This window comes from Nostoc sp. (assembly GCF_036917415.1).
Lineage (GTDB): Bacteria > Cyanobacteriota > Cyanobacteriia > Cyanobacteriales > Nostocaceae > Nostoc.
This window is the reverse complement of the sequence record NZ_JBALDJ010000086.1, coordinates 13,413-31,372: the sequence shown is the minus strand read 5'-3', so window position 1 is coordinate 31,372 and position 17,960 is coordinate 13,413. Positions and strand designations below refer to the sequence as shown.

The 17,960-nt window shown below is 39.9% G+C and carries 14 protein-coding genes and 1 tRNA gene; 7 read left to right on the top strand and 8 right to left on the bottom strand.

From position 1 onward, the window contains the following. Positions 1-118: 118 nt before the first annotated feature. The 6 genes from gltX to V7K41_RS18565 form a co-directional block, all read right to left on the bottom strand. A complete protein-coding gene (gene gltX, locus V7K41_RS18590; protein ID WP_334850483.1) occupies positions 119-1,564 on the bottom strand; it encodes a glutamate--tRNA ligase in 1,446 nt (481 codons plus the stop codon). Between the two features lie 126 nt (positions 1,565-1,690). Beyond that, a tRNA-Asp gene (locus tag V7K41_RS18585) sits at positions 1,691-1,764 on the bottom strand. Positions 1,765-1,874: 110 nt separating this feature from the next. After that, positions 1,875-3,401, bottom strand: a complete 1,527-nt coding sequence (locus V7K41_RS18580) for a serine/threonine protein kinase (RefSeq protein ID WP_334850481.1) — start codon at positions 3,399-3,401, stop codon at positions 1,875-1,877. A 101-nt stretch (positions 3,402-3,502) separates the two neighbouring features. Then, positions 3,503-5,125 carry a serine/threonine protein kinase gene (locus V7K41_RS18575; protein ID WP_334850479.1) on the bottom strand — a complete coding sequence of 541 codons (1,623 nt, stop codon included), beginning with the start codon at positions 5,123-5,125 and terminating at the stop codon, positions 3,503-3,505. Positions 5,126-5,428: 303 nt separating this feature from the next. Then, positions 5,429-6,613, bottom strand: coding sequence for an esterase-like activity of phytase family protein (locus V7K41_RS18570; protein ID WP_334850477.1), 1,185 nt, complete (start codon positions 6,611-6,613; stop codon positions 5,429-5,431). Positions 6,614-7,047: 434 nt separating this feature from the next. Then, entirely contained in the window at positions 7,048-8,508 is a 1,461-nt protein-coding gene (locus V7K41_RS18565) for a TM0106 family RecB-like putative nuclease (protein WP_334850475.1), read from the bottom strand. A 413-nt stretch (positions 8,509-8,921) separates the two neighbouring features. Between V7K41_RS18565 and V7K41_RS18560 the strand changes: the two genes are divergently transcribed. Continuing rightward, positions 8,922-10,115, top strand: a complete 1,194-nt coding sequence (locus tag V7K41_RS18560) for an aminotransferase class V-fold PLP-dependent enzyme (RefSeq protein ID WP_334850474.1) — start codon at positions 8,922-8,924, stop codon at positions 10,113-10,115. 72 nt (positions 10,116-10,187) lie between these two features. Continuing rightward, entirely contained in the window at positions 10,188-11,279 is a 1,092-nt protein-coding gene (locus V7K41_RS18555; RefSeq protein ID WP_334850472.1) for a glycosyl transferase, read from the top strand. A 115-nt stretch (positions 11,280-11,394) separates the two neighbouring features. Here V7K41_RS18555 and V7K41_RS18550 read toward each other — a convergent pair whose 3' ends face one another. After that, a complete protein-coding gene (locus V7K41_RS18550; RefSeq protein WP_334850470.1) occupies positions 11,395-12,150 on the bottom strand; it encodes a class I SAM-dependent methyltransferase in 756 nt (251 codons plus the stop codon). A 234-nt stretch (positions 12,151-12,384) separates the two neighbouring features. Between V7K41_RS18550 and V7K41_RS18545 the strand changes: the two genes are divergently transcribed. The 5 genes from V7K41_RS18545 to V7K41_RS18525 all read left to right on the top strand — a co-directional run bounded on the left by V7K41_RS18545 (position 12,385) and on the right by V7K41_RS18525 (position 16,036). Then, positions 12,385-12,798, top strand: a complete 414-nt coding sequence (locus V7K41_RS18545; RefSeq protein WP_334850469.1) for a secondary thiamine-phosphate synthase enzyme YjbQ — start codon at positions 12,385-12,387, stop codon at positions 12,796-12,798. Between the two features lie 292 nt (positions 12,799-13,090). Further along, the gene (locus tag V7K41_RS18540) at positions 13,091-13,840 is read left to right on the top strand and encodes a hypothetical protein (protein WP_334850467.1); all 750 of its coding nucleotides are present in this window, start codon (positions 13,091-13,093) and stop codon (positions 13,838-13,840) included. 32 nt (positions 13,841-13,872) lie between these two features. Beyond that, positions 13,873-14,661 (top strand): Nif3-like dinuclear metal center hexameric protein, encoded by a 789-nt coding sequence (locus tag V7K41_RS18535; RefSeq protein WP_334850465.1) that lies wholly within the window; start codon positions 13,873-13,875, stop codon positions 14,659-14,661. Positions 14,662-14,930: 269 nt separating this feature from the next. After that, positions 14,931-15,149, top strand: coding sequence for a hypothetical protein (locus V7K41_RS18530; protein ID WP_292872416.1), 219 nt, complete (start codon positions 14,931-14,933; stop codon positions 15,147-15,149). A 575-nt stretch (positions 15,150-15,724) separates the two neighbouring features. After that, positions 15,725-16,036 (top strand): DUF6679 family protein, encoded by a 312-nt coding sequence (locus V7K41_RS18525; protein ID WP_012408115.1) that lies wholly within the window; start codon positions 15,725-15,727, stop codon positions 16,034-16,036. A 64-nt stretch (positions 16,037-16,100) separates the two neighbouring features. Here V7K41_RS18525 and V7K41_RS18520 read toward each other — a convergent pair whose 3' ends face one another. Beyond that, positions 16,101-17,771: an MBL fold metallo-hydrolase gene (locus V7K41_RS18520; protein WP_334850462.1), complete on the bottom strand. Its 1,671-nt coding sequence runs from the start codon at positions 17,769-17,771 to the stop codon at positions 16,101-16,103. Between the last annotated feature and the right edge of the window lie 189 nt (positions 17,772-17,960).

Here is a 17,960-nt window from a genome sequence, read left to right as displayed (position 1 = left end):
AATTCATTAGTAATTAGTCAATGATTTCTTGTTCTTATAGTTGCTCTACCTTATGGATAGGGGCACACGTTTGTGCGCCCCTAAAATCTGAGATATTTCTAAAATCTGCAAGTAATCGCTACTTAGCTTCCGTTATAGCCCGACTCAAGCGCGGTTTATCTAAACCAATCTGATTTAGTAGTAACCAAGATTGGATTAAGTCTGGGCCATGAACATCTCCAGTTAAAGCTGCTCGGAGCGATCGCATCACTAAGCCTTTTTTGACTTTTTGCTCTTTCACCACTTGTTTAATAATCTCTTGGGCGGCGGCTTCTGACAGTTGCGGCTGATTTTCTAAAGCTGTGACAATCCCCTCAAGAACAGCAGTAGAACCTTCTTGCTTTAGTTGTGTACTGCCTTCCTCGCTAAATTCAACTGTATCGCTAAAAAACAGTTGGCTTTGAGGTACTGCATCTAGCAGACGAGTCAAACTCTGGCTAATTAGAGTTACTAGCTGTTCTAACCAGGGGCGTTCTCTTCCACCATCAAATTTATACCCAGCCGCTTCCCAATAGGGGATGAGTAAATCTGTGAGTTTATCTACTGGCGTCTTGTGGATATACTGACTGTTCAACCAATCCAGCTTGTCCCAGTCAAACTTTGCACCTGCTTTATTTACACGCTCAAAACCAAATTCTTTAGCTGCTGTTTCTAAAGTAAATATTTCTTGCGTCGAGTCTGGTGGCGACCAACCCAGCAATGTCATGTAATTCACCAAGCCTTCAGCAGTAAAGCCCATTTTCTGAAAGTCAGAAATGGAAGTGACGCCATCTCGCTTAGAAAGCTTGCGCCCTTCCATATTCAAAATCAGCGGCGTGTGGGAAAAGTCTGGAATTTTTGCACCCATTGCTTCATACAGCAGAATTTGCTTGGCGGTATTGGCGATGTGGTCTTCTCCACGAATGACATGGGTGATTTGCATATCGATGTCATCCACTACAACGACAAAGTTGTATAAAGGTTGACCGCTACCCTCTTCTGAGGCACGGGCGATGACCATATCACCACCTAAATCGCTACCTCGCCAAGACATTTTTCCCCTGACTAGATCGTTCCAGACAATTTCCCGCCCATCTTCGATTTTGAAGCGAATCACAGAGGAGCGACCTTCTGCTTCAAAAGCGGCGCGTTGTTCTGGGGTGAGGTTGCGGTGACGGTTGTCATAGCGAGGTGCTTCACCTCTAGCTTTTTGAGCTTCTCGGAGTGCTTCTAGTTCTTCGGAAGTGGTGTAGCAGCGATAGGCTAATCCTCGATCTAGCAGTTTTTCTACTGCTCCTTTATAAAGATCCAGGCGTTGGGATTGGAAAAATGGCCCTTCATCCCAGTTAAGTCCTAGCCAGCGCAATCCTTCAAGAATATTGTCGGTGTATTCGGGACGCGATCGCTCTAAATCTGTATCTTCTATTCGTAGTATAAATTTACCGTCGTGGTGACGGGCAAATAACCAGTTGAATACAGCCGTTCTTGCTGTACCAATATGTAAATTTCCGGTTGGACTCGGCGCAATACGGACTCTAACAGTCACAGTTAATTCTCTCTTTCGCAAAGCATGATAAATGTAGCTTATATTTAAACCCTGAATCAGCCTCTTCGGGTAATTCAAAATTCAATATCATTTAAGTTCGGTGATATGCTACTTATAAATTTATAACGGGACTGACGGGGCTCGAACCCGCAACTTCCGCCGTGACAGGGCGGTGCTCTAACCAATTGAACTACAGTCCCTTGTTTGGCAACTTTGCTATTATCACTATTTTTTTTCTACTTGTCAAGTGTTTTGGAGTTAGGAATTAGGAATTGTTTTTGCTCTGTATCTCTAAAGTGCGAATTATTCATTAAAAAGACCGTGATAATACAACCTGTGGCTCTGATTCCAGATGCTGCAATATTCGGGATTGCATTTGTTTATACTGCTGTTTCAATAGCTGTTTGCTCAATTGGGGTTGAGAAGCGGGTGGTAGCCTATGGCTTTGTTGCACCCAAGTTTTCAACATTTGCCGCTGAGTTGACTCAATACGACTGCTGAGAACCTTGATGCAAGAATGTGGTGCTTCCAGAGTAAAGAAAATCAAAGGATATTGTTCATTTTCAGCCAAGAAACTTACCATCCTCAGATTTTGGGGATTTTGCATATCCAAGTAGCACGGTAGCCACTTAGGAGCCAATTGCCGATTGTAGAGTACAGTTACCCATAACAGCATTGGATGAGGGGATGTGACAAAGATAAACTGGTTATAACGAGTAGAAACTGCATGGTTTTTGATGTCTTGTTTAGACAACATCAACCATAGCGCTGTCATAGATCCCTGTGGAGTGTCTAGAAGCTGGGGAAAAACAATTTCTTGAATTGGTTTATTTTCAGGCCACAAAAGTTGCCGATAGCTTTGTTCTACAGTGATTGGTAATGCAGAATTTAAGGGACTGCCAAGGATGGAGTTAGAGGCCAAATTTGTAGGGAAAGTGGGACAATTAGACTGTTCTAAACTGTTTAAAACTTGTAAAATTTCAGCGATATTTTGAGGGCGATCGCTTGCTTTTTTAGCTAGACAAGCCATAATTAAATTATTTAGCTTGTGAGGTATTTTAAGAGTAGGTTTAACATCTGCGATCGTTTTTGCTGTTTCAAAGTGATGTGCTTTATACCAAGCACCAAAGTAATCAGTTTCTGGTTGCCAAGGTTTTTTGCCTGTAAGCATCTCAAACATCATCACACCCAGGCTATAAATATCAGAGCAACTATCTAGTTTTTCCCCATCTAGCTGTTCTGGAGAACAGTAGGGCAAAGTGCCATTAAATCCGCTACTCGTACTAGCTGTTGATGCATAATTCAAAAATCTAGCAATACCAAAATCGAGAATTTTAACTAACTGACCCAATATCGGATCGGGAATAACTAATATATTGGCAGGCTTGATATCTCGATGAACCAATGGACAAATTTTGCCATCGATGTTAATACCTTGATGGGCACACTGTAAGCCCAAACAAATTTGACGAGAGAGAGTCAAAAACATGGGTAGAGTTAGCGGAATTAAATCCTTTAAACTCTTCCCACATAGATATTCCATGACGTAGTATGGTTTTCCTTTCTCATTCACACCATAATCATACGCCCGCACTATATGTACGCTCTTTTGACTCAAGGCTGCACTCATTAAAGCTTCACGAGCAAAGTCTTGTTGCATTTTGGTATTAACAACAGTTTGAGTCAAAAATTTGATAGCAACTGGTATACCTCCTAACAAAACATCATTTGCTAAAAAAACTTCACCCATGCCACCGCTGCCAATTAATTGCTTGAGTTGATAACGATTGGCAAGCAAGCCCGTACTACTTGAAGATGTAAATGGGCTTTGATTCACTTTGTTCACCTCTGGCACTAAATCTATTTAAAGTTAGCAATACACACATAAAGATATTATTAGGTAATGGTGGCAAGGATTTTGATTTTGACAGCAACCTTTCAAGGACGTAATAGAAGTTTCAAAAACATCTCCAAGAATTTAGTCATCCAATTTTTTAAACCTTCTTTCTCAATTTTTTGATGTGTAGCTAAATTTTGTAATATGTCTAACTTCAGCTTCTCGTACTCTGTTCTGAGAATATTTTTGGCTTGATTAGGTAAGATTAGTTCATTTGACTGTTGACTCATATCTAACCAATCTACAAGTTGTTGGCGCTGTTTAGCCGTGAGGTTTAAAGTTGTTACATGAGAGCAGTGAGTTGGATCTCCTAGTGAAAAAAATAGTAGATGATAGTAACCTACTTCCGCTAAACTACGTGCTATATTTTGACCTTTATTATCTTTTAGATCCAGAAAATAAGGTAGCCACTTAGTCGTAGAAGCTTGAGGATCGTATAGTACTGTTACCCACAAGAGCATCGGGTATACACTCATTTTACTAATAAATTCAGTACTATGTATTTTATCTAAAAATTTTGCAATCTCTTCCTTGGGCAACATTGCCCAAAAAGTTGGTATAGGTTTTTGAGGAGTTTGTAGTAAATGGGGAAATCCAATTGATGCGATTGGTTTATTTTTCGGCCAATTTTTCTGCAAACACTCTTTTTCTGATAATAAAGTTGCGGGTACTAATTGAACTGGAAGCGAGATTTTAATAAGGTCAGTACTAGTGCTAGGAATAACATCATTAAGTTGAGTATTAACTTTTTCTAAGCCTTCTAATATTTGGTTGATATTCTGAGGGCGATCGCTTACTTCTTTAGCTAAACAACTCATCAATATTTTTTCTAATATTTCTGGTATTTTAACTTGCGGATTTACTTCTTCAACTGTCGGTGGCATTTGAAAGCGATGGGCTTGATACCAGGTACCAAAAGAATTACTTTTAGTTTGAAATGGATGTTTCCCTGTCAGCATCTCAAACATTAGTACTCCCAAACTATAAATATCAGAGCGGACATCTAACAGTTTGCGCCCTTCCATGTGTTCTGGAGAACAGTAGGGTAAACTCCCAATAAAAGAATCTGTTAGAGTCATCCCACTTCGCTCTGTTAAAAACTTGGCAATACCAAAATCTAGTATTTTAACAATTTCACCTTTTTTACTATCTTCAGTAAGAAATATATTTTCTGGTTTAATATCCCTATGAACAATCGGATAAATCTCTCCTTTAAGGCTGATACCTTGGTGGGCACATTGTAAGCCTAAACAAATTTGATTACAAATTTCTAAAAACCTTGATATTGTTAAAGGCTGAATTTTCAGAATTTGTTTGAGATTTTTCCCTTGGAGGTATTCCATTACATAGAATGGAGTTTTATCCTCAGTGACACCATAACTTAAAATGCGAACAATATGTTTACTTTTGCGACCCAATTGAGCGCCAATAAAAATCTCTCTAGCAAAGCGTTGGGACATCTGTTGATTTGCCAAACTGAGTGATAAGATTTTGACTGCGATCGACATACCGCCTTTAGCAGTATCTTCAGCTAGATAAACTCTACCCATCCCCCCTTTACCAATCAAATCTCTGATTAAATAGCGATTGTTTAAAAATTGTCCGATGTAATCGTCTAATTCTGCCTTTTGCCCTACCATACTCTCCATTTTATTTTCTGGCATAAAAATTATTTATAAAAATGTTATTGGCAAAATAATTTAATAAGTCTAGCTAATTATTAAATTTAAATCTAAGAAACATCCGAATTTTGAGAACATTAATTATATGCTGTAAATATCTTTAAGCTCTCTGCAAAAGCTACTAAACATTGTGTAACATATTTATTAAGGAGTACGGTTGAGAAATTACACGTAAACTATAAATAAGCTAGATAAACTTACTTAGTAGATTCCGTGAATACACAGGAATAATCAGAAATAACTAAATAGCAGTCAAGCCGCGATCGCACTTTTACCTCTATACGCTTAAAGGTTAATATTCGGAAGTAAACGGCGTAATAATCTAATTAGCGGAGTTTCAATTTTAATTTTAAAGGCTAGTATCTGGGTGCGTTGCAGGGAGTTAAAATTATTATCGCTGATGAGAATTAATGATTGTTGACCATCCTGTAGTTTTGGGCCAAGAGTTAAGCCTTCGATGTTGTCTAGCAGTACATCTAGTTTTCTCAAATCTAACAGCAGTTTTTTCTTAACTGGTTTAATGTTTTTGGAGTCAACTGCTAAAAGGCTATCAATATTATGAATATCATCGGCTCCTTCTAAAGAAACTTGAAACAGGGAAATAGCAAATCCTAAACCAGTAAAAGACCTTTCTAAACTTAAGAAGTGTCCTTGATTATCGAGAGCAAGTAAATCGGGTAATCCACTAGCGAATTTGCCAATCAGATTCAAAAATGGTGTAACTGGTTCAGTTTGGTAAAGAAATTCCTTTTCTGGCTGATTGTTGAGCAAGTTGTATTGCAAAATTCGGCAAGGACTTCCGATATTAGGTTTAGCGGCGACACCATCTTGAATTAGAGCATTTTCGGTGGCTGTGAATAGATTCTTGTTATCGGGTGTGATGGTGAGGCTTTCAAAAGCTAAATTGTTGCGGATACCTTTTTGATTAGTTTTATTGGGTAAAAATTTGTTTGGTATGGGGAGTGTAACAATTTCTTTACCAGAAGATAGTGAAAATTCTTTAATAAAAGGATTAATTAATTTTTCAGCATTGCCTTCAGAAGAAATAAATACAGTTGCTTTGTTAGTTAATGCAATACCTTCTGTATCAGTTTCACCAGGACGAAATGTTTGACCATTTTCATTTAATAATGTGGTAACACTGACTGGAATAATTCCGCTTTTTTGTAGGGAACTTTTGCTCAAGTCTATTTTCAAAGTGTAGAAACGAGCAGTAGCTTTTTGTCCGCGATCGTCGGAGATAGCGTAATAAAGGTTATTTTTTGCATTATATGTAATTCCAGATAAACCTCCAACTTCAGTTTTTTGAAAGATTAGACCTTTCGGTAAGGTAGCTTCCCCGATAAATTCTATGCTACTGACTTCAACACCATTTGACGGAAAGTTTGTAAATACGAAGCTAATAATTAAAATCAGGATTAAAAAGTAAAGAATTCGTGGGAATACAAATATTTTTTTCATGAACTGCATGGAAAGCTATTGCTAAATTTTGAAAATCATAAACAAGATAACACTGAAATAGTATTCAGGAGTGCCTCGGCTTAGAGTAACCCCATAGATAAATCTAGGGGATTGATCTTGGACGTATTATTTCTTGTTGCACTCTCCTCGAAATAAATATTTATTTCTTTTTCCTTGGCTTCAGACATAAAGTGCTGAGTGCAATTATTACTTTTTTACTCAGCACTCGTTACTCAGCACTCAGCACTGTTTCGGTGATACTAGTTCTAAATGAAGATGTGCTAAACCATGTTATAAATTAAGTACAAGAAAGAGAAACGAATCGCATACTCCTACGGAGAAGCAAGCTACGCGCAACGTCTCGTTAGAGAAGCACACAAAGAAATGAAGTTAAAAAGTTTGGCGCAGTCTCACAAAGAAATGGTATGAGTACTCAGCACTCATTAAGCAAGTCGCAAACCATATTCATCTTGGAAAAAGTTGACAAGCCAATCTTTGACTCTGTGGGTGGCGCGGCAGTCATCTTCATTGTAACGTTGGATAGTTTCTAGTAAGGTGCGATCGCCTGTTTCTAACCATCGATCGTACCAGTAAATACACTTAGCACCACTGGCTTCTCGATCGCGCCACTCAAATCCTATCCAACGAGCGATCGCTTTCAAGGCATAGCTTTCTACGGGCAATGCTACACTTTGGGTTAATTGTTCATACACATCCACAAATCGATTCAGTACAGGACGCACTAAGGAGTGTGGAGTGCCGTAAAGTTTTGCCAATCGTTTGACTGTATCAAACTCGTAGACACAAAAATGATAAATTGGTGCTTCGGGATATTGCCAAACCAAATCCAAAAATTGCTGCCAAACTAATTCTTCGTCTTCTGGTTTGTCTGCTAAAAAAGAATAAAATTGTTCTGTATTATTTTGTCTATTAACGACCAAAACTCCTAAGAGATAATCTAAATCTAAGTCTGGCTGGGCTTCAATATCAAAATAAAGCTCTATGGGCGCTGTGAATGTAATATCTTCTGTTGGTAGCGGGTAGGGTAGAATAAACGGTCGTTTTTCTAGTGCAGATTGAGCTTGTATTACCAATTTTGGCGCTACTTGGCTGTCAAAACCAAGTAGGTTTTCTAAGCTGCTGGGACTGGTGTTAGCAAGAGATTCCAGTGTGATAATGTTTAAGGCTTGGAGTTGAGTGTAGCGAAGGGGCGTTACACCTGGTAGCAGTGAGAGATGTTTTTCGGATTGAGCGATCGCATAACATTCACTATACCAATGGCAAAAATTGCACTTTTGGCGAGAGATAAACACCTCTGGCGGATTCGGTAACTCTAAAACTTGAATAAACTCATCCAAAATCTGCTGCATTCGTGGTATCCATTTGCACAGATCCACTGCATAATTTGTATTTTTGGTTCGCAATATGAGCAAAGCTGTTTCAGGTGCAACTCCCTGCACTGTTGCCAACACTTGGGCATGAAATGCAGCGACAACCTGATATTCTTGCTTAGGGCGCTTACCCAGTTCAATACTAGCCGGAACGTAGATCCAATCTCCAAAATGGGATTGTCCCGGTTGTTTGACGAGTAAATCTGGACGACTTAGCAGGGTGTCTGCTTCAGAATAAGTTGCTAACAGTACTCCTTTATAGATGTACTCAACCCCACGCTGCATCAATTCTAAAGTTGCTTTCTCTCCCTTTTCCCAGTTTCCATAAGAATAATCTGGTTGATGATAAGTCATCTGTGCTATAACACTCAACTGATGAGCGATTTTGTCCTGTTGCAATTTCCGTAGCAACTCATTGGGAGCATCGCGCTGACTTTTGTCACCGTGGATATCTAGAAAAGGTCGGCGTTTACAGCGTTGGTATTGCAGTAGGAGTTCAGCATTGATTAGCATCCTTTTAAGTTAACAAGAATTACGGCACTCTGGAGTAATTCAGACAACTACAACTAATAATGAAGTGGGAGAATGAAATAGATCAAGGAGATGGGGGAGCAGAGGTCAGTAGCTATAATTTAGCAAATTGGTATAAATGGGACTCGTTAATCGAGCTATGAACTTCGTTAATGAGGCTTTAATACTCGTTCACGAGTCTTGGAGCTTCGTCGATGAACCTTGGAGCTTTGTCAATGAACCTCGGAGCTTCGTCAATGAACCTCGGAGCTTTGTCAATGAACCTCGGAGCTTTGTCAATGAGTTTTTGAACTCCATTAATGAATCTCTAATACTCATCAACTAGGTTTAAAACTTCACTCTTTCCTCCTGCACCATGCCCAATACCAATGACTAATGACTAATCTAAAATCGGTATGACCAATACTTCTATCGCACAAACCAGGTTGCATCACCATCGAGAGCAATTTCCCGCTTTGGGGAATAAGGCTTATTTTAACTATGGGGGACAAGGGCCGATGCCCCAAAGGGCAATGGATGCGATCGCCCAAACTCAAGCTTATGTTCAGCAAATAGGCCCCTTCGGTAATGAGGCATTTAGCTGGATAGTACCTCAGACTCAAGCCGCAAGAGAAGCGATCGCTTTGGAGTTAAATGCACCAAGCCAAACAATTACTCTCACGCAAAATGTCACTGTTGGCTGTAATATCGCCATGTGGGGCATCGAATGGCGTGCTGGCGACCATCTACTGCTCTCAGACTGCGAACATCCAGGCGTAATTGCCACAGCCCAGGAAATCTCGCGGAGATTCGCTGTGGAAGTTACCACTTGTCCCCTAAAAGCGACTTTAAATGAGGGCGACCCTGTAACCATCATTGCCCAGCACTTACGCCCCAATACCCGCTTAGTAATATTGAGTCATGTTTTCTGGAATACTGGTCAAGTTTTACCTCTCGATCAAATTGCCGAAATATGCAGAAATAATCATTCTGCACTATTAATAGATGCTGCCCAATCTGCTGGTTTATTGCCTTTAAACTTAACTGAATTGGGAGTAGATTTTTATGCTTTCACTGGTCACAAATGGTTATGTGGCCCAGCGGGTGCTGGTGGTTTGTATGTCCGACCAGAAGCACGAGAAAGCCTGAAACCTACGTTTATTGGTTTAAATGGCATTGTTGTAAACAGTCAATCTCAGCCTGTAGATTGGCTTCCAGATGGGCGACGATACGAAGTGTCTACATTAGCTTATCCTTTGTATCTTGGGTTAAAGGAAGCGATCGCAATTCATCAGCAATGGGGAACGTCACAGGAACGTTACGAGCAAATTTGCCATAACAGTGAGTACCTCTGGCGACAATTGACGGTGTTACCCAATATTAAATGCTTGCCAACTTCTCCACCCGAAAGCGGTATAGTCTCGTTCCAACTCACAAATAATCAGCCCCAAGTTCATTTGAAGTTGGTGCAATTTTTAGATTCACAAAGAATATTAACTCGGACAATTGCCGATCCTAGCTGTATACGCGCCACCGTCCATTACTTTACTTTAGAATCGGAAATTGACTTATTGGTTGAAACGATTCAAAGTTTTTGCAAAATTAATTAAAAATTAGGAGTTATAAGTTATCAGTCTGGGAATTATGATTTTAACTCCTAACTCCTAACTCCTAACTTGAAAATGGAACGCCCAATCTTATATTTAGCCATAACAAACCACGGCTTTGGTCATGCTACCCGCACGGCTTCTGTAGCCGCAACTATTCAAAAATTATGTCCAGAAGTTCTGCTAATTCTGGTGAGTACTGCCCCACGCTGGTTGCTAGAGTGCTATATAGAAGGCGATTTTATTTATCGTCCCCGTGCATTTGATTTGGGTGTGGTGCAAACGGATAGTTTGACAATGGATAAAGCAGCGACTTTAGAAAAGTTGCTGTATATTAAGAAGCATCAAAATTCGCTGATTGCTTCAGAAGTAAATTTTATCCGCCAAAATCGCGTTAATCTTATTTTGGCAGATATTCCCTTCCTCGCTCCTGGGTTTGCCAAAGCTGCAAATATTCCCTGCTGGATGATGAGTAACTTTGGCTGGGACTTTATCTACCGAGATTGGGGAGGTGAATTTACCGCAGTTGCAGATTGGATTAGTGATTGGTATTCAAAGTGCGATCGCCTGTTTCGTCTTCCTTTCCACGAACCAATGCCAGCTTTTAATAATATCACAGATGTCGGCTTAACAGGCGGTTCCCCCCGTTACTCTGCTGATGATTTACGTTCTCTTTGGGGAATAACTGCACCAGTCGAAAAAACCATTTTGTTGACCTTTGGCGGGTTGGGTTTACAGCAAATTCCTTATGATAACCTACAGCGATTTCCAGATTGGCAATTTATCGTATTCGATCAATCTGCCCCTGATTTACCTAATTTAGTGAAAATTAATGACCACAAATACCGCCCTGTAGATTTTATGCCTATTTGTGGGCGAGTCGTTTCTAAACCTGGTTACAGTACTTTTTCTGAAGCCACGATATTAGGAGTACCAATTGTCACCATACCGCGTGAAGACTTTGCCGAAGCAACTTTTATAGTAGAAGGTATAACTAATTATAATCAGCATCAAATTATCACCCCATCTGAGTTTTTTCAAGGGACTTGGAATTTTCTCCATGAGTTACCTCAACTACCAAAGCAATCTCAACCAATTGCTAAGGATGGTAATGAAACTATAGCTCAAGCTGTTTTCAATTATTGCCAGACTAAAGATAGTAGATAATATTCCTCAGAATAGATGAGATTGGCGAATTACTAACAGGACTTACCCCCAGGGCAAACGCATTTTAATTTACTAATAAAAACTAAAAGCAGATTTTGGACAAAACAATTATTTGTTAACGTTTCTGGTAAACATGAAATTTTGACAGAAAAAAGTTTTTGCCAAGTTTTTTATTCCCTTCTATACCAATCTGTTCAAATCCAGACTCTTCCATCAATTGTTTTGTTTTATTGCTATCAAGAATTAAATAATCAGCAGTTGTATCGCTAATTATTTCACCATTGTTTTCCCCAATGACTGTATACTGCCTCTTAATGCCTGTATCTGTTTTTGAAACTTTGACCTGATAGATTATGTCTCCTGGCAATTTGTCTACCTTGTCTATATGCATACCTTGAGCACTCAGAACCAATAGACCATTCATTTTGAGATGTTCAGCAACACGCCTTAATGCTATTACATTATTCTCAATACTATTAATATGACTACATAGTAAGTATTCATTGTCAGTATCATTGTCAGTATTTGTATCTAGAAAATACCAAACACCGCTATTTGAATAAGCTAGATCAAAACTCTCTTCTAGTTGCATATCAAGAACATCAGATTCGACTAATTTAATTTTATTTTCTAGTCGCTTTTTTGCTAAATCTAACATTTGTTTAGAAATGTCAATTCCTGTAAAGTTACAATTCGGTTTTAGTTTTAAGACTCTTTCTGCTACTAGACCTGTGCCTACTCCTATCTCTAGTATGTTATTAGAGTCTCTAATTATAGGAAACAGAGATTTAACGACCTCATCGTGGTAGTCAGTGCAAATATATTGAAATAATAAATCATAATAGTTTGCTCTGTCGGCATATATATTCATATAAACCTCGTAAAAGTCGGCATTTGAAGCGAATAAATCTTATAGGTAGATATTAATTATACTGGACTTTAGACTAAAGTCAATCACATTCAGTACAGTGCTGTCATTAAAGGATAGTAGGCAATTGACGCTGTTTTCGTAGTGCCAGAATGCAATGGCGTACTCGACTACCGGAGGCGATCGCAAGAACAATTTGTTTAATATGTTTATAATACCTTAATTTCAGTATTCCACATGACTCACTACCAAAAGTTACTCAGAATTTCTACTACTGGCAAATCTTTTCAAAACATCACCGCAAAAATTGAAGCTATAGTTGCAGAATCGGCAGTAGAAACTGGCCTTTGTACTTTATTTTTGCGCCACACTTCAGCTAGTTTAGTAATCCAAGAAAATGCTGATCCTGATGTACTTGTAGATTTAGCTAACTTTATGGCAAAACTTGTGCCAGAATCAGGCAAATACATTCATGATGCCGAAGGTTCCGATGATATGCCGGCACACATCCGTACTGCACTCACTCACACTTCTGAACATATCCCCATTAATCGCGGTCACTTGGTACTGGGAACTTGGCAGGGAATTTATATTTGGGAACACCGCCAACGCAGTCATTCCAGAGAATTGGTTGTTCACATATCTGGATAGCAGATTCTCAAGTTTTATTTGAAGTGCAGTTTTGTAGAGTTTAAATACTCTGGTTATACGCCTACATTTTGGGTATAATCTCTTAAACTTGCGCTGATTGAGATGGATTAAATAAATTTGGTTGTGATAATTTTATCAAAATTATTGAGCTAAAAACTAACTAGATACACAAGCAAAAGTTCATGTAAATTTGTAAACCAAAAAGTTAAGTTTATTTGTGATTATTAAATAATCTACTTATGCCGATATACACTAATATTTTGTGTAAGCTGTCTGGGCTACTTCTATTACTATGAAGCAAAAACTAACACCAACTCATACTTTTCAAGTTATTGATGAAATACTTGCCCAGCAGTCTGTTAATTTATTGTCACTTAATCCCCAAAAAACATTAATTACCAGCTTTGCAGAATTAGAAAATTTGATTGCAGAACAAAACACCGACATTCAAATTATTACAACCATTCAAGCAACTATCGAAAACATAGTCCGTACTCAGTTGCAAAATTTCCCAGAAAACATCTTCTGGGATTTTGATTTTCTGGTAAGTAGTATGCTTCGGCAGGCTTTAAACGCAGATGAGGGCGCTATTCCTTTCTTAAAGGTTTTTGGTGAAAAAATGGTTTGTCTAACAGAGATGTTCGGAAATAAAACAGAAATACGCTTCCGTTATGTTCATGATTTTATATATGGATTTGACTGGGCAAGATGGGTACAAAAAGAGCCACAAAAACGCGCACATATAGAGCCTTTTAGTCTGTTATTTTTGGATTATTTGCTCGCCAAAGGTAAGGAACTTTTACAACGTATTAATCATGGTCAGATCGTATCTTATAAACTGTGTGATACGGGCTACCGCAACCCCTTCACCTTTTCTCGTGAACCAGAAGATGAATACCGTCTCTTAACTTATCTTGCTGAGGAGCAACTAATTCCAGTAGCAGTATGGAACTGGAATGCTAGCCCTGTATGGAACAAACCTTTTCAGGAAATGCGCCAGCAATTAGCATTAAAATTAAATATTCAACCACAGAAACGCTGATTAGCAATTAAAAATTGCTGAAGAAAATAATTATGAAAATTGCTGATTTAATTACTTGGTTTGAAGCATGGGCGAATCCCGCTTGGTGTGAAAGCTGGGATAATTGTGGCTGGCAAATTGAGCCAGGTATTTTGCAGGAAAAAACACGAGTTTTGGTGTGTTTGACACCGACTTTGGCAGTGATGCAGGAAGCGATCGCAGAAAATGCTAATCTGATATTCGCCCATCACCCCTTGATTTTTAATCCTCTTAAATCTTTACGCACTGGTGAAGCGATCGCCGAAATGGTACGGTTAGCCTTTACCCACAATATTGGTATTTACACTGCTCACACGAATTTTGACCAAGTGCAAGATGGGACTGCTGACGTGTTAGCTCAGATTTTAGAACTCAAAGAAGTTACTCCCATAGAAGTTACACAAGCAGGATTAGGATATGGTCGTGTTGGTTTACTAGAGCCATTTCTGACATTACAGGAATTACTCGCAATCATTCAAACCCGACTTTCTCCCCCTAATTTGATTTTTTCTCCAACTGCTGATTTACAGCAAACAATTTCACGAGTTGCTGTTTTGGGTGGTTCGGGGGCTAGTTACATTTCAGCCGTCGCCAAAACAGGTGCGCAAGCTTATCTGACTTCTGATTGTAAATTCCATCAGTTTCAAGAAAGCCGCGATCGCAATCTCATTTTAATCGATGCTGGACATTACGCTACCGAACGTCCGGCTTGCGATCGCTTGGTGCAAAAATTCCAGTCTTTAAACTTAGACTGGGTGCAATTAAGTCAAAAAGATGAAGATTTCCGCCAGTTTTTTGCTTGATTGCTGATGTTTGATTCTATTTTGTCGATACTTTTTGAAAAAATTGTTGTATTTTAATTTTGTTAAGGTATCAGCTTTTCAACATTGGTGCTGAAAATTCCTGTGTTATTTTATCTGTGTATATTAGAGTATCGAAAAATCATCTTGTGATGTAAATCACTAATTGAGCGTAATACTAATCACACAGTATTAATGTTTCATATCAATTAGCAAAAGAGGAAAATGTTCCACACTAGACCTAATAATTTGCTCACTCTGCCCTAATCAAGATGATTCGCACAATTATTGCATCTGCTTTCCAAACTGGATATCTTAGTGTTGAATCTGAGGGTTTACTCCAGCAGGTGCTAGCCACTAAATGCTATCAGTCAGAGGATTTGCCAGACCTTGCAGCCCTATACGATGCAGTTCGCGCCGGAAAAATTAAACGAGAAGCATCCTCATCGAACGTGCTTATAGAATTTCCTTTACCATATAAATCCTCTTGAGACTTCTGGAGTAGAATTTTCTCATGGTCTTTTCCCTCTACCTCTTCCCTTACGCTGTTGCCTTTTTTTAGGCAAAAACCTGAAAAACTCAAAACTATTTGGGTGTTGTTGTTGAAAAGCATCAAGGTCAGCAAGAGAATGAGTTAAGATCAGATACAAGTGGGTAAAAGTAAAGCCAAGTCCCCGGACTTCCCAATAATGCCAATGATTAAAAGTAGGCAAGTTAAACAACCGCAATCAACGATTGTTTTCGAGTATTCTTTATTACATAATGGCAAGAATGACTCACCAACAAATATAAACCTGGTTAGGACAGGTACCGAATTGTTTGACTTCTATAGAAGTAGACATTCCCTAGAATAAGCCGGAGGGAGATTGAGTTTATTGTTAGAGCATCTGATTTATGACCCAATATTATCCTGATATTTTGACAACTAGAAGCAAATCTTGGGATTGGGTGATGAAGCGTACTTGTTCTGAACAGTGAAATTAACCTCTTAAAGGTGTAATGTAATGGGGTAGAACCCAGATTTTGACAGGTTTAACTACGTTGTTTAAAAAGGCAGAAACAGTACATGCTACACCGCAAGATTTATCAACTGTGTTGCGATGGGCGCGAGGTATGTGTTTTCTTGCGGGACCAGCAACGCTGGATTGAACGCGCCCGCATCATAGACATAGAGGGAGATTTAGTGACCCTACGCTATGAAACAGAAGAAGAGGACGAAGTTTGTTCTTGGGAAGAAATGGTTCGCCTCGAGAGCATTGGTGCTGTAACGCAAAAATTGGCTTCAGTACCACGCGGTAATGTAGAACCTCTGATGACTGAAGATTGTCCCGAAGCAGAGCGCATTCACAACCGTTACACTGACTCGAATCCAGAATAAATAATCAGTGCTGAGTGCTGAGTATCGAGTGCTGAGTAATAAATCCTAACTCAGGACTCAGAACTCAGGACTCAGGACTAGATAAACCTTCAAAAGCAGGACAGTAACCTTCGAGAGTTACTTTAAAGTTATACAACGGGGAAGCTGGGTTCCAACACCGCTGCCCCCTTTGATGTCGGCAAGTACCACAACAGTCTACATCTGCCCATGTATAGCGATCGCTGTTTTGGTTGAGCAGTTCTCGTTGAGACAATCCCCTTAATACTAATTCTTCCCCTTGCCAACGAGCTTCGATTAAACCAGTATCGGCAAATTGTCGCCAACGCTGATCGGCAGTAATCACATTGGGTAGGGTGATTGTGATTACTGTTCCTAACTCTGTCAGTTCGCCTTCATAGTTAGTCTCTGGTGCTGCCGGTTGTAAAAATGTGTCGCCGATGGGCAGTTCTACTAAGGTATCAGCCGCCGGGGAATGTACGTGGTAGCGGTTTTGCAACTCCTCTAAGCTAGTCAGGTCTGCCAAGTAGGCAGGGGAACCGTGGACAAAAATCACGTGCTGGGGTCGCAAATTATGAATTAGCTGCGTAGTACCAGGGCCATCGCTATGTTGAGCTAAGAGATAAGTTTCAAGAGTGGTGGGTGCTAAATATTCTTTGTTAACTTTTATATCAATTTTTTCTGGTAGGAGAATCAGCCAAGGCCCGGTGTCTAATTGGCAGTGTTCGCCTAAATCAGATGTCGAGTCGGTGAGGACAATACAAGGTGACTTACCTACACTGGGACGATGTTCTGGTTGTAGACGACGCACGCGGGGACGTACCCGTTCATCCCAAAACAAGGGTTGATGGCGGGCGAAGTTCTGCACCGATGGGGGGAGATGGGGTAGCAGTTCAAGATATGCATCACACCCAGTAGCGACAGTACCATCTACCCAGATATCTAAATCTCGTCCGGTGAAGTGGTGATGCGATCGCAAAAGCATTAATAATTCTTGACCTAATCCTAAAGCCGGGGTGGGAAGGATTACAGAACAATGGTCAGCGATCGCTCGATTAATTCGCTCGGCTAATTGATTTTCTTGGTTGCGGCGATGGGGATGACGGGATGTGCCATAACTACCTTCAATGATTAGGACATCCAAGTCTAAGCCCCGCAGTTCCTCTAAACGCAAACCTTCTACTAGTCGAGAGTTCGATAAGAAAAAGTCCCCTGTATACAGTAGCTTGTAAGTCCGTTGCTGGGTGGTGTAGGTGAGGAGAATTGCTACTGCTCCTGGTAAATGCCCTGCGGGAAATAATTCTGCCACCAAACCATCTTGGAATTCCACAGGCGATCGCAATGGCAAGGCATGACAAAATTGGGAAATTTTTTTCGGGTCTTCATCTACCCAGTTCAGTGGTAGTAACTTGCTAGTTACCTCACTACCATAAATAGGTAACTTTGGAAAAGCTTCATGCAGCGCCAGTAAGCCTTTAGCGTGATCTGGGTGGGCATGACTAATCAAAACTAAATCTGCTGGTAGGGGCGAACTACTTCCACGTACCGACTTAGTAAGCCCCTTAGCCAGCGATGAAATATCCTCCAAACCACAGTCTAAGAGAATGCGGTGTGGCCCCATTTTCACCAATAAACACACGCCCTCATTGTCATGCTGGACACTATAGGGCAAACATTCTAATTCACTACCCGCTTCTGCAGCATCTACGCGAGAGGATGCCGATAGATTATCCCTCATGCTCTCCTCCCCTCAAACCTCATCATCATGGACATATCTCAAAAGCCAAAAGTTACACAAATTTTGCTTTTGTGACTTAGGGGTAAGTTTTATCGTGCGCCCCTACACCCTGAGAATACGGACGGATTTTTGATTGGGGAGGACGCCTGCACCGAACCCGCACTGTTCGGAAAGGTGGGCTAACGAGAA

What these genes read in the sequence shown, in the direction of transcription:
- V7K41_RS18575 (WP_334850479.1), bottom strand. Translation starts at nt 5,125, where the DNA reads ATGCCAGAAAATAAAATGGAGAGTATGGTAGGGCAAAAGGCAGAATTA.
- V7K41_RS18570 (WP_334850477.1), bottom strand. Translation starts at nt 6,613, where the DNA reads ATGCAGTTCATGAAAAAAATATTTGTATTCCCACGAATTCTTTACTTT.
- V7K41_RS18565 (WP_334850475.1), bottom strand. Translation starts at nt 8,508, where the DNA reads ATGCTAATCAATGCTGAACTCCTACTGCAATACCAACGCTGTAAACGC.
- V7K41_RS18560 (WP_334850474.1), top strand. Translation starts at nt 8,922, where the DNA reads ATGACCAATACTTCTATCGCACAAACCAGGTTGCATCACCATCGAGAG.
- V7K41_RS18555 (WP_334850472.1), top strand. Translation starts at nt 10,188, where the DNA reads ATGGAACGCCCAATCTTATATTTAGCCATAACAAACCACGGCTTTGGT.
- V7K41_RS18550 (WP_334850470.1), bottom strand. Translation starts at nt 12,150, where the DNA reads ATGAATATATATGCCGACAGAGCAAACTATTATGATTTATTATTTCAA.
- V7K41_RS18545 (WP_334850469.1), top strand. Translation starts at nt 12,385, where the DNA reads ATGACTCACTACCAAAAGTTACTCAGAATTTCTACTACTGGCAAATCT.
- V7K41_RS18540 (WP_334850467.1), top strand. Translation starts at nt 13,091, where the DNA reads ATGAAGCAAAAACTAACACCAACTCATACTTTTCAAGTTATTGATGAA.
- V7K41_RS18535 (WP_334850465.1), top strand. Translation starts at nt 13,873, where the DNA reads ATGAAAATTGCTGATTTAATTACTTGGTTTGAAGCATGGGCGAATCCC.
- V7K41_RS18530 (WP_292872416.1), top strand. Translation starts at nt 14,931, where the DNA reads ATGATTCGCACAATTATTGCATCTGCTTTCCAAACTGGATATCTTAGT.
- V7K41_RS18525 (WP_012408115.1), top strand. Translation starts at nt 15,725, where the DNA reads ATGCTACACCGCAAGATTTATCAACTGTGTTGCGATGGGCGCGAGGTA.
- V7K41_RS18520 (WP_334850462.1), bottom strand. Translation starts at nt 17,771, where the DNA reads ATGAGGGATAATCTATCGGCATCCTCTCGCGTAGATGCTGCAGAAGCG.